Below are 11,299 nucleotides of genomic sequence, written 5' to 3'. Positions count from 1 at the left end.
GGCGATGGAGGAGGCCACGTTCCTCACCAAGTTCGCCGACACGGTCACGATCATCCACCGGCGCGACGAGTTCCGCGCGTCCAAGATCATGCTGGAGCGGGCCAAGGCCAACGAGAAGATCCGCTGGCGCACCAACGCCGCGGTCGACGAGGTCCTCGGCGACACCGCCGTGACCGGCCTGAAGCTGCGCGACACGGTCAGCGACGAGGAATCCGAGCTGGACGTCACCGGCATGTTCGTGGCGATCGGGCACGACCCGCGCAGCGAGCTCGTCCGGGACCAGCTGCAGCTCGACGAAGAGGGCTACGTGGCCGTCCAGCAGCCCACCACGCACACCGGCATCCCCGGGGTGTTCGCCGCGGGCGATCTGGTCGACCGGACCTACCGGCAGGCCGTCACCGCGGCCGGCTCCGGCTGCTCCGCGGCGATGGACGCCGAACGCTGGCTGGCCGAGCAGGAGGTCTCCGGCGCGGCCCACGTCGCGCCCGAACACGCAGGCGGTGGCTACGCGCCGACCTCCGAAACCGCCGCCGCGCGCTGACCAGCGCACGACGACCCGACGACACACGCACGAGGGAGATGAACATGGCCGGCAACACCGTGACCGTCGACGCCAACTCGTTCAAGTCCGACGTACTGGGCAGCGACAAGCCCGTACTGGTCGACTTCTGGGCGACCTGGTGCGGCCCCTGCAAGATGGTCGCCCCGGTGCTGGAGGAGATCGCCGACGAGAACCCGGACAAGATCACCGTGGCGAAGCTGGACATCGACCAGAACCCGTCGGTCGCCCGCGACTACCAGGTGATGAGCGTGCCCACGCTGCTGCTGTTCAAGGACGGCGAGCCGGTCAAGCAGATCGTCGGCGCGAAGCCGAAGGCGGCGCTGCTGTCCGACCTGGAGGACTACCTGTGACCCGTTCCTGACCGGGACGTTTCCTCGTTCGCCGACCCCGCTGAACTCCGGCTCGGCGGGGTCGGCGTCGTTCGCACCGACTGCGTCGGCCTGTGCGCGGGCCGCAGCGCCGGTGCGAGTCGGGCAAGGCACAATGAACTGATTGGGTTCGCATCTGAACTCGTTTTCCACCAAAAGTGGATATCGGGGGAGAACGACCGTCCTTCGCGCCGGCTCCGCACCGGCGCCTGAATCGAGCGAGGAGTGCATGCAGCTGCTCCACCGCGGTGACGTCGGTCCGGCCGTTGCCGAGATCAGGAACACCCTTGCTGCGCTGGGTCTGCTTCCCGCCCCCGAAGGTGCGGCCGCCCCCGGGCCCGCGACTTTCGACGCAGCGGTGGAACACGCGGTGCACGTCTTCCAGCAGCGCCGCGGCCTGATCACCGACGGCGTCGTCGGCCCCGCCACCTACCGCGCGCTGACCGATGCGCGCTGGCAGCTCGGCGACCGCTCGCTGGCCTACCTGGTGTCCAAACCGGTCAGCGGGGACGACGTGTTCGCGCTGCAGGAACGGCTGCTCGAGCTCGGTTTCGACGCGGGGCGCCCGGACGGCATCTTTGGCTGGCAGACCGAGCACGCGCTGCGCAGCTTCCAACGCGACTACGGGCTCAACTCGGACGGCATCTGCGGCCCGGGAACGCTGCGCGCGCTCAAGCAACTCGCCCCCAAGGTGCGCGGCGGACGCCCCGTCTACCTGCGCGAACAAGAGAAGGTCCGGCGTTCCGGCCCGCTGCTGCGCGGTAAGCGGATCGTGCTCGACCCGGGGCACGGCGGCACCGACCGCGGTGTGACGGTCGGCGGCGTCAGCGAGGCCGATCTCGCCTGGGACCTGGTGCGCCGCCTCGAAGGCCGGATGGTGGCCACCGGGATGGAAGCGTTGATCTCCCGCGGCCCGCACGCCTGCCCGCCCGAGGCCGATCGCGCCGACTTCGCCAACCAGGCCGGCGCGGACCTGTTCGTGTCGCTGCACATGGACGCGAACTCCGCGCCCGCCGCGCAGGGCGTGGCCAGCTTCCACTTCGGCACCGGCAACGGCACGACCTCCACGGTCGGGGAGGCGCTGGGCGGTTTCATCCAGCGGGAGATCGCCGCCCGCACCGGCATGCTGGACGGCCGGCTGCACCCGAAGACCTGGGAAGTCCTGCGGCTGACCAGGATGCCCGCAGTGCGCACCGAGATCGGCTACCTCACCAACGCCGAGGACCGGCGGCGGCTGCTCGACCCGGCGTTCCGGGACGTCATCGCGGAGGGACTGCTGGTGGCGGTGAAGCGGCTCTACCTGCTCGGCCAGGACGACCAGCCGACGGGGACGTTCACCTTCGACGACCTGCTCCGGCACGAACTCGCCCGCGCCGAAGGCGCCTGAGCGCCCTCAGCCGAGCGCGGGCTCCGCGGTCCGCACCGACACCGTGCCGAGCAGGCGTTCCAGCGCTGCCTCCACATCTTCCTTCCACGAGATCGCGGTGCGCAGCTCCAGCCGCAGCCGCGGCCACTTCGGGTGCTGCTGGACCGTCTTGAAGCCGACCTGCTGCAAGAACCCGGCCGGGATCACGCATCCACCGGCGTCCTCATGCAGGTCACCGAAGGCTTCGATCGCACGCACACCGCGCCGGGTGAGGTCCTTGGCGACGTTCTGCACCAGCACCCGTCCGAGTCCGCCGTGCTCGAAATCGCCGACGACCCGCAGCGCCGTCAGCAGCACCGCGTCCGCGCTGATCGGCCCGCTCGGAAAGGCGGCCGCGCGCGGTACCACCGCGGGTGGCGCGTAGAGCGCGTACCCGGCGGGAACGTTGTCGATGTAGAGGACGCGGCCGCAGGATCCCCAGTCGAGCAGTACGTTCGAGACCCACGCTTCCTTCTCGAACTCGGTCTCACCGAACTCCTCCGCCTGCTCCCGGATGTGCGGAGCCAGCTCCCAGAACACGCAGCGTCGGCACGTCCGAGGCAGGTGGTCGAGGTTGTCCAGCGTGACGCCCACAACGCGTCGCGACACCTGACCTCCTGCGAAACCCGCGAGAACCCGCGCTCAGGCAGGTGGGGACGTGGTCAGGATATGCCGCCACGACCGGCCGCCGGAAGTTCCCCACCCTTCCCAGCGTCCCCCGCACTGGTGAGATGGGTTACCGTCGATCCGGTTTCAGCGAGGCGCCCGTTACACGAACGGTCCCCGGGCGCGATAGCACAGATAGAATCGCGCGACCGTCGCCTAGCGGTAACAGGAGACGAGCTCCCCAGCGCACACCCGAACCCCGGAGCGCGGAATGTCCGACCACGGCAGCACCCCGAACGATCCTCAGCCGGAGCAGCGAACGGAAGCCGCTCCGCAGCAGGCAGGCACGGCGCGCAACCTCGACGCGCACCGCGACCGGTACGCCGCGCGCACCGCGGGCATGACCGCGTCCGAGATCCGCGCACTGTTCGCCGTGGCCAGCCGCCCCGAGGTCGTCTCGCTCGCCGGGGGGATGCCGAACCTCGCCGCGCTCCCGCTGGACTCGCTGGCCTCCGAGGTCGGCCGGTTGATCGCGGATGACGGCCAGGCCGCCTTGCAGTACGGCTCCGCGCACGGCGTGCCGGACCTGCGCGAGCAGATCTGCGAGATCATGGCGCTGGAGGGCGTCTCCGGGCACCCGGACGACGTCATGGTCACGGTCGGATCCCAGATGGCGCTGGACATGGTCACCAGGCTGTTCTGCGACCCCGGGGACGTGGTCCTCGCCGAGGGCCCCTCCTACGTCGGCGCGCTCGGCTCCTTCGCCGCGTACGAGGCGAAAGTCGTGCACGTGGCGATGGACGACGACGGGCTGCAGCCGGAGGCGCTGCGGCACGCCATCGCCGAAGTCACCAGTCGCGGGGAGCGGATCAAGTTCCTCTACACGATCCCGAACTTCCACAACCCCGGTGGCGTGACGCTCGCCGTGCAGCGCCGCGCCGAGATCCTGGAGATCTGCAGGCAGCACGACATCCTGGTGCTGGAGGACAACCCGTACGGGCTGCTCGGGTTCAGCGGGCAGACCTACCCCGCGCTGCGCAGCTTGGACCCGGAGAACGTGGTCTACCTCGGTTCGTTCTCCAAGACCTTCGCTTCCGGCCTGCGGGTCGGCTGGGTGCTGGCCCCGCACGCGGTGCGCGAGAAGCTCGTGCTGGCCGCCGAATCGGCGACGTTGTGCCCGCCCACGCTGAACCAGATGATCGTCTCGCGGTACCTGAGCACGCACGACTGGGAAGGCCAGATCAAAACGTTCCGCGAGCAGTACCGCGAGCGCCGCGATGCGATGCTCGGCGCGCTGGAGCAGCACATGCCTGATGGCTGTTCCTGGACCAAGCCGGACGGCGGCTTCTACGTGTGGCTGACCGCGCCGGAAGGCGTTGACACGAAGGCGATGCTGCCGCGGGCGGTCACCCAGCGGGTGGCCTACGCCTCCGGTACCGGCTTCTACGCCGACTCGCTCGGCGGCAGGCAGATGCGGCTGTCCTACTGCTTCCCGACGCCGGAACGAATCCGGGAAGGCGTCCGCAGGCTGGCGAACACGCTCACCGAAGAGCGGGAGCTCGTGCAGACCTTCGGCACGGTTCCGCAGCGGGAGGTCTCCGGCCCCGAAGCTCCGTCGCCGGACACCGCGTAACCTCGTTCCGGCCGCACGATCCGATCGGTCCACTGCGCACCTCGTGCGCAGTGGACGCTTACTTTCAGGGGTGTTTCGACTAGTGTCCGATCGTTGGGTCGCCGTGCTCTCCGGTGGGCTTTCGCACGAGCGTGAGGTTTCGCTGCGTTCGGGGCGGCGCCTGTCCACCGCGCTGCGCTCGGTCGGGATGACCGTGGGGGAGTGGGACGCCGATTCCCGCCTGGTCGCACGCGTCCAGGACGAGCGGCCGGATGCCGTGGTGATCGCCCTGCACGGTGGCGAAGGTGAGAACGGCGCCGTGCAGTCGGTGCTGGACATGCTCGGCGTGCCGTACGTGGGCACCGACCCGCGCGCGTGCCGCCGCGCCTGGGACAAGCCGACCGCCAAGGCCGAACTCGCCCGCGCCGGGTTGAGCACTCCGGACTGGGTCGTGCTTCCGCACGCCACCTTCCGCGAGCTCGGCGCGCAGTCCGTGTTGGACGCGCTGGTCGCGAAGCTGGGTCTGCCGCTGATGCTCAAGCCGGACCAGGGTGGTTCGGCACTCGGCGCGCGGGTCGTCCGCGAGGCATCGGAGCTGCCGTCGGCGATGGTCGGTGCGCTTTCGTACGGGGACACCGTGCTGGTCGAGCAGTTCGTCGAAGGCGTCGAGGTGGCGATCGGCGTCGTGGACACCGCGGACGGACCGGAAGCGCTGCCTGCGGTACGGATCGAGACCACCGACGGGGTCTACGACTACACCGCGCGCTACACCGCCGGACTCGCGAGCTACGAGGCGCCGGCCGATCTGGATCCGGAAGTAGCTGCGCGGGCAGGGGAGTTGGCGGTGTCCGCGCACAAGCTGCTCGGGCTGCGCGACGTCTCCCGCACCGACGCGATCATCGACCGGGATGGCACGGTCCACTTCCTCGAGGTGAACGTCTCGCCCGGGCTGACCGAGACCTCGCTGCTGCCGATGGCCGTCGAGGCCGCGGGGCACTCGCTCGGGAACGTGTTCGCCGATCTGGTCGAGAAGGCGATCAACCGCGCGAGCTGATCGGTTTCACGTGAAACCACGATCGGCGCTCGGCCGAGCTTCACCTCGCCGCCCGGCGAACCCTTCGCCGCGCCGCCTGCTGATCCCGATCGACCGGATCACCGAAGATCCGGTCGATCCACGTTCCATCAGCAACGGACACTCGGGGAGTCGCGAACCCGGCGAACCTCTGCGCAGAAGCGGACATTCAGCGCGAATTTCCTAACGTCACCGTGACGGAAGACCCGCGAGTCATCCTTCATCGATCTCGCGGGTCTGCGAACCGCCATCGGGCAACAACAGCGCCGCCAGCCGCTCCAAGTCACCGACCGACCCGAACTCGATCACGATCCGGCCCTTCCGCTTGCCCAGATCCACCTTGACCTTCGTGTCGAAGTGATCGGAGAGCTTGTCCGCGAGCCCCTCCAAGCCGGGGGCCTGCAGCTGCTTGCGCGCGGTCGACTTCTGCTTCGCGGGGGACTCGCCCTTCTTCAGCGTGACCGCCTCTTCGGTCGCGCGAACCGACAGGCCCTCCGCGATGATCCGGGACGCCAGCTCCTCCTGACCCTCCGGCTCGTCCAACGTGAGCAACGCCCGCGCGTGTCCCGCGGACAGCACACCGGCCGCGACCCGGCGCTGCACCGGCATGGGGAGCCGCAGCAAGCGGATCGTGTTCGTGATGACCGGGCGGCTCCGGCCGATCCGATCCGCCAGCTCGTCGTGCGTCACGTCGAACTCCTCCAGCAGCTGCTGGTACGCCGACGCTTCCTCCAACGGATTCAGCTGCACCCGGTGGATGTTCTCCAGCAACGCATCGCGCAGCAGCGCGTCGTCCTGGGTCTCCCGGACGATCGCCGGAAGCACTTCGAGGCCGGCTCGCTGCGAAGCCCGCCAGCGGCGTTCGCCCATGATGAGCTCGAACTGCCCGGACTCCACCTGGCGCACGACGATCGGCTGCATCAGGCCGAACTCGCGGATCGAGTGCTGCAGCTCGCTCAGCGCCTCTTCGTCGAAGACCTGGCGTGGCTGCCGCGGGTTCGGCGTGATCGCGGAGGTCGGGATCTCCCGGTAAACCGCACCGGCAACGGACCCGCTCTCGGTTTCACGTGAAACCGGCTCCGGGACGTCCGGCTCGTCGGCGGGGGAGGAGGGTGCACTGAATCCGGCTCCCCGGACGGTTACCCCGTCCGGCGAACCGTCCTCTGCGGGCGGACCGCTCGGGATGAGCGCGGCCAGCCCACGACCCAGTCCACCCTTGCGTTCGGTCATGCCGTCTTCCTCTCCACACCTCGTTCGGCGATCTCCTTCGCCGCATCCAGGTAACTCATCGACCCCCGTGAACCAGGATCGTAGGTCAGCACCGTCCTACCGAATCCGGGCGCCTCCGAGATCTTCACGCTGCGCGGGATGACCGTTCGCAGGGTCAGGTCCCCGAAGTGACCGCGTACCTCGTTGGTCACCTGATCCGCCAGCTTGGTCCGGCCGTCGTACATCGTCAGCACGATCGTCGAGACCCAGAGCGCGGGGTTCAGGTGCGCCTGCACCAGTTCGATGTTGCGGAGCAACTGGCCGAGGCCCTCCAGCGCGTAGTACTCGCACTGGATCGGAATCAGCACCTCGTGGGCTGCCACCATCGCGTTCACCGTGAGCAGGCCCAGCGACGGCGGGCAGTCGATGAGCACGTAGTCCGGTGCCACCTGATCCACCGCATCCGACTTCAGCGCTTCCTTCAGCCTGCCTTCGCGGGCGACCATGGTCACCAACTCGATTTCCGAGCCGGCCAGATCGATCGTCGCCGGGATGCAGTACAGGTTCGGCGACTCGGCGCTCTGCGCCGCCGCGTCCGCAACGCTGATCTCCCCGAGCAGCACCTCGTACACCGAAGGAACACCGGACCGGTGGTCCACGCCCAACGCGGTGCTGGCGTTCCCCTGCGGGTCGAGGTCGATCACGAGGACCTTGAGTCCTTGCAGGGCGAGCGCGGCTGCCAGGTTCACCGTGCTGGTCGTCTTGCCGACACCGCCCTTCTGATTGGCGACCGTCAGGATTCGACGCCGATCCGGCTGCGGAAGCTGCATCGTCTCCGGGTGCAGCACCCGCGTCGCCCGCTCGGCCTCCTCCATGATCGGAGTCCAGCCCACACCGTCCGCGGAGAAGTTGGAGTTCACCGACTGCTCGTTTTCTCCGCCGCCGGCCGGGAAGCGCATACCGCCCACAGCGCGCCCCTTGGTTTCACGTGAAACACGCTCCGCTCCGTTCGACTCCGTCACCGTCCACGATCCTTCCTCGCTCGACGACCACCGTCACGACGCCGACCGGGCGTCTTCTGAGGCCGCGCCTCGCTCACCCGGTCCACGACCACGACGGTCGTCGGCACATCGAGCACTTCGTAACCACACGACACCAATTCACAGCGACCGCCACCGGCCGCACGGATCGCCTCCGCGTCACGGTCCAGTTCTTCCGCCGCAGTGGATCCCTTCAACGCGAGCAACCGACCACCCGGACGCAATAAGGGGAGGCACCACGCCGCGAGCCGAGCCATCGGCGCCACCGCCCGAGCGGTCACGGCATCACAACCGGCGAGGTGCTCCCGCGCCGAAGCTTCCTCCGCGCGCCCACGGACCACCTCGACGGCGAGGTCCAGTTCCGTGACGACTTCCCGCAACCACGCCACCCGTCGAGCCATCGGTTCCAGCAGAACCAACTCGACGTCGGGACGAGCGATCGCCAGCGGGATCCCCGGCAACCCTGCTCCTGAGCCTACGTCGACAACCCGGGATTCCGGTGTCAGCAACTCCGCGAGTACCGCGGAGTTCAGCAGATGGCGTTCCCAGATTCGGCTCACCTCCCGCGGGCCGATCAGCCCGCGTCGCACTCCCTGCTCGGTGAGCATCGCGGTGAACCGCTCGGCTGTTGGCAGGCGATCACCGAACACCGCTCGCGCGGCTTCCGGAACCGGAGTCGGATCACCTTCTGCTGCGGCCACAGTCTTCCACCCTGTTGTCGTTGTTTCACGTGAAACGGTCCGCAATTCGACGAACCGGTACGGAGTTGTTTCCCGCGAGGCGCGGATCCGCTGCCGCACGCGGAACGTGGCGCGGCCGGAGCAGCCGGCGCGCGGATCTACGTCATCATCTCAGCTCGAAGTCGGTCTTGCTCCCGCACCTCGTTTCACGTGAAACACAAAAGCCCCGCGGCCCAGCGGGACCGCGGGGCTGGGAACGCCGGGGGAGGGGAGAGGTCAGCTCGACTTGTAGACGACGACCTTCCGGCTCGGCTCCTCACCTTCGCTCTCGCTGTGCACGCCGTCGACGCTCGCGACCGCATCGTGAATGATCTTCCGCTCGAACGGCGTCATCGGACGGAGCCTGGTTTCCTCGCCGGTCTCCAGCACGGTCTTCGCCGTGTCCTTGCCGAGCGTGCTGAGCTCGTCGCGACGACCGGCCCGCCAGCCGCTGACGTCCAACATCAGCCTGCTGCGGACACCGCTGTTCTGCTGCACGGCCAGCCGGGTCAACTCCTGGAGCGCCTCGAGGACCTGGCCGCGCGAGCCGACCAGCTTCTCCAGATCGCTGCCGCCATCGATGCTCACCACCGCGCGGCCGGCTTCGACATCCAGGTCGATGTCCCCGTCGTAGTCGAGCAGGTCCAGCAGCCGCTCCAAGTAGTCCCCGGCGACGTCGCCCTCCTGGACGAGCAGCGTTTCGGTGTTGCTCCGCTCTTGGCCGGCTTCCAGCGGCTCTTCCGCGGACTGTCCCGCCTCCGTCGGCTCCTGCACGGTTTCAGACACTGGGTCTCCTCTCCAGGGGTTCGCGACGCTCAACGGCTCTCGCCGGACTGCTCGTCGCGGGAACGGTTTTCGATCACCCCGGGGGCGTCACCGGGTTGGTCTGCGGCGGTGGCCGATCGGCCGGTCGCTTCCGCGGCATCGGAGGACACGGATTCCGACTCCACCACGGCCGGCGGGGACGAGTCCGCGGAGCCGTCGCCTGTCGTGCCGTCGGCGACCGCGGCTTCGGCCTCCTCGCGGTCGCTCCGGCGGTAGACGATCCGCTGCTGCACCAGCGTCCAGCAGTTGTTCGCCAGCCAGTAGACCAGGATCGCCAGCGGCAGGAACGGCCCGCCGATGATCGCGAACATCGGGAACACCCACAGCACCATGCGATTCATGACCGCCGTCTGCGGGTTGGCCGCGGCGTCGGTCGTCTGGCGCTGCACCGAGTGCCGCGAAGTGAAGTGGGTGGCGATCGCCGCGACGATCATCAGCGGCACACCGATCGCCAGCATCGAGGGCCGGTCGGTACCGAAGTTCGCCAGCACGTCCGCGGGCTGGCCCATCGTGTTCGACAACTTCGCGCCGAACAGGTCGGCTTCCACGAACGAAGTCACGTCGTCCCGGCTGAACACGAAGTTCGACTGAGCGCCGGGGTGGAAGCCGTGCAGCACTTGGAACAACCCGATGAACACCGGGGCCTGCACCAGCACGGGCAGGCAACCGCCGACGGGGTTGAACCCCTTCTCCAGCTGCAGCTTCTGCATCTCCTGGGCGAGCCGCTGCCGGTCGTTGCCGTACTTCTCCTGCAGCTCGCGGATCTGCGGGGTGAACTCCTGCATCTTCTTCATCGACCGCACCTGGTGCAGGAACGGCTTGAACAGCAACGTGCGCAAGGTGAACACCAGGAACACCACCGACAGCGCCCAGGCGTAACCGCTGGCCGGGTCAAGCACGAAACCGAAGATCGAGTGCCAGAACCAGAGGATCGCCGAGACGGGGTAGTTGATGAAGTCGAGCACTACTCCTCCGCGGGGGTTCGGTGGGGGCCGGATCGCCCGGCGTCGACGCGGTCCCGCCGGGGTGGAACGGGGTCGAGGCCACCCGGGTGCCAAGGGCCGCACCGCAACAGCCGGCGCGCGGTGAGCCAACCGCCGCGCAGCGCGCCGTGCACGGTCAGTGCCTCGACCGCGTAGGCGCTGCAACTCGGGTAGAACCGGCAGGTCGGTGGCAGCAGGGGCGAGATGATCTTGCGATAGGCGTGCACCGGCAACAGCAGCAACCAGGCGGCCGGACTCGGGCGCCGAGTCGATTCACCGGGGTCGAACTCGTCCGGCATCCGGGGCCTCCCCGTCACCTGGGACCTGCCGCCGGACCGCCCGTCCGCGGAGTCCGGAGCTTGCGCAGCGCCGCGTCGAGGTCCGCGCCGAGTTCGCGGCTGGAGGCGGTTGCGGCGGGTGGAAGCGCGCGAACCACCACCAGTGTGCCAGCGGGCAGAACACCGAGGCGGTCGCGCATAAGGTGCCGCAGTCGTCGCGTCACCCGGTGCCGGATCACCGCGTTGCCGACGGCTTTGCTCACGACGAAACCCACACGGGACGGTTCGGGAACGTCCCGCGTGGGTTCAGTGTGCGTGCCGGGCCCGGAGGTCGACGCCGCGTGCGGTGGGCCGGGCTCGTGCTGTTCCCGGCTTCGGTGATCAGCGGAGTCCGGCTGCTCGGCGGCTCCGGACGAAACAGGTCGCCTCGCACCGTCGGCCTGGGCCGCGGAACTCGCGAGCAGCAGATGTACCACCAGCCGGGCGCGCCCGGCACGGCGGCCACGACGGACCACCAGGCGGAACTCCTGGCTCCTGGTCAGCCGGGCGGCCGCGGGAAGCACGGCCCGCGATCAGGCGGTCAGACGGCTGCGACCCCGGCGCCGGCGCGCGGAAACGAT

General features: G+C 69.0%; 13 protein-coding genes. 5 read left to right on the top strand and 8 right to left on the bottom strand.

Annotated features, from left to right (window positions below; genetic code table 11):
* The 3 genes from IJH84_RS21640 to IJH84_RS21630 form a co-directional block, all read left to right on the top strand.
* The coding region (locus tag IJH84_RS21640; protein ID WP_295148271.1) for an FAD-dependent oxidoreductase at nt 1–541 on the top strand (541 nt) is incomplete at its 5' end.
* 44 nt (nt 542–585) lie between these two features.
* Complete coding sequence (gene trxA / locus IJH84_RS21635; protein WP_200068024.1) at nt 586–912, top strand: thioredoxin; 327 nt, start codon at nt 586–588, stop codon at nt 910–912.
* Nucleotides 913–1,159: 247 nt separating this feature from the next.
* A complete protein-coding gene (locus IJH84_RS21630; protein WP_200068025.1) occupies nt 1,160–2,317 on the top strand; it encodes an N-acetylmuramoyl-L-alanine amidase in 1,158 nt (385 codons plus the stop codon).
* A gap of 6 nt (nt 2,318–2,323) precedes the next feature.
* On the opposite strand, the gene IJH84_RS21625 is transcribed toward IJH84_RS21630, so the two are convergent.
* Nucleotides 2,324–2,944 carry a GNAT family N-acetyltransferase gene (locus IJH84_RS21625; RefSeq protein WP_200068026.1) on the bottom strand — a complete coding sequence of 207 codons (621 nt, stop codon included), beginning with the start codon at nt 2,942–2,944 and terminating at the stop codon, nt 2,324–2,326.
* A 268-nt stretch (nt 2,945–3,212) separates the two neighbouring features.
* On the opposite strand from IJH84_RS21625, the gene IJH84_RS21620 reads away from it, so the two are divergent.
* On the top strand, nt 3,213–4,574 hold the full coding sequence (locus IJH84_RS21620) for a PLP-dependent aminotransferase family protein (RefSeq protein WP_295148266.1): 1,362 nt from the start codon (nt 3,213–3,215) through the stop codon (nt 4,572–4,574).
* An 82-nt stretch (nt 4,575–4,656) separates the two neighbouring features.
* Nucleotides 4,657–5,607, top strand: coding sequence for a D-alanine--D-alanine ligase (locus IJH84_RS21615; protein WP_200068028.1), 951 nt, complete (start codon nt 4,657–4,659; stop codon nt 5,605–5,607).
* A gap of 231 nt (nt 5,608–5,838) precedes the next feature.
* On the opposite strand, the gene IJH84_RS21610 is transcribed toward IJH84_RS21615, so the two are convergent.
* The 7 genes from IJH84_RS21610 to rnpA form a co-directional block, all read right to left on the bottom strand.
* A complete protein-coding gene (locus tag IJH84_RS21610) occupies nt 5,839–6,855 on the bottom strand; it encodes a ParB/RepB/Spo0J family partition protein (RefSeq protein WP_295148262.1) in 1,017 nt (338 codons plus the stop codon).
* On the bottom strand, nt 6,852–7,709 hold the full coding sequence (locus IJH84_RS21605) for a ParA family protein (protein ID WP_295148279.1): 858 nt from the start codon (nt 7,707–7,709) through the stop codon (nt 6,852–6,854). Before IJH84_RS21605 ends, IJH84_RS21610 begins: the two co-directional genes overlap by 4 nt.
* A gap of 143 nt (nt 7,710–7,852) precedes the next feature.
* Nucleotides 7,853–8,575 (bottom strand): 16S rRNA (guanine(527)-N(7))-methyltransferase RsmG, encoded by a 723-nt coding sequence (gene rsmG, locus IJH84_RS21600; RefSeq protein ID WP_200068636.1) that lies wholly within the window; start codon nt 8,573–8,575, stop codon nt 7,853–7,855.
* A gap of 255 nt (nt 8,576–8,830) precedes the next feature.
* Complete coding sequence (locus IJH84_RS21595) at nt 8,831–9,325, bottom strand: R3H domain-containing nucleic acid-binding protein (protein WP_233626654.1); 495 nt, start codon at nt 9,323–9,325, stop codon at nt 8,831–8,833.
* 83 nt (nt 9,326–9,408) lie between these two features.
* A complete protein-coding gene (gene yidC, locus IJH84_RS21590) occupies nt 9,409–10,383 on the bottom strand; it encodes a membrane protein insertase YidC (RefSeq protein ID WP_295148257.1) in 975 nt (324 codons plus the stop codon).
* A complete protein-coding gene (yidD, locus tag IJH84_RS21585; protein ID WP_200068032.1) occupies nt 10,383–10,700 on the bottom strand; it encodes a membrane protein insertion efficiency factor YidD in 318 nt (105 codons plus the stop codon). The genes yidC and yidD overlap by 1 nt, the downstream gene beginning before the upstream one ends.
* Nucleotides 10,701–10,714: 14 nt before the next feature.
* The gene (gene rnpA / locus IJH84_RS21580) at nt 10,715–11,242 is read right to left on the bottom strand and encodes a ribonuclease P protein component (protein ID WP_200068033.1); all 528 of its coding nucleotides are present in this window, start codon (nt 11,240–11,242) and stop codon (nt 10,715–10,717) included.
* Nucleotides 11,243–11,299: the final 57 nt, after the last annotated feature.

The organism is Saccharopolyspora sp., from assembly GCF_017434145.1.
Taxonomy (GTDB): domain Bacteria; phylum Actinomycetota; class Actinomycetes; order Mycobacteriales; family Pseudonocardiaceae; genus Saccharopolyspora_C; species Saccharopolyspora_C galaxeae.
Note: the sequence above shows the minus strand (reverse complement) of the source record. Positions and strands in the feature narration are given on the sequence as shown.

Coding starts and splice junctions, on each gene's coding strand:
- yidD (WP_200068032.1), bottom strand. CDS start 10,700: ATGCCGGACGAGTTCGACCCCGGTGAATCGACTCGGCGCCCGAGTCCG.
- IJH84_RS21630 (WP_200068025.1), top strand. CDS start 1,160: ATGCAGCTGCTCCACCGCGGTGACGTCGGTCCGGCCGTTGCCGAGATC.
- IJH84_RS21620 (WP_295148266.1), top strand. CDS start 3,213: ATGTCCGACCACGGCAGCACCCCGAACGATCCTCAGCCGGAGCAGCGA.
- IJH84_RS21610 (WP_295148262.1), bottom strand. CDS start 6,855: ATGACCGAACGCAAGGGTGGACTGGGTCGTGGGCTGGCCGCGCTCATC.
- trxA (WP_200068024.1), top strand. CDS start 586: ATGGCCGGCAACACCGTGACCGTCGACGCCAACTCGTTCAAGTCCGAC.
- IJH84_RS21605 (WP_295148279.1), bottom strand. CDS start 7,709: ATGGAGGAGGCCGAGCGGGCGACGCGGGTGCTGCACCCGGAGACGATG.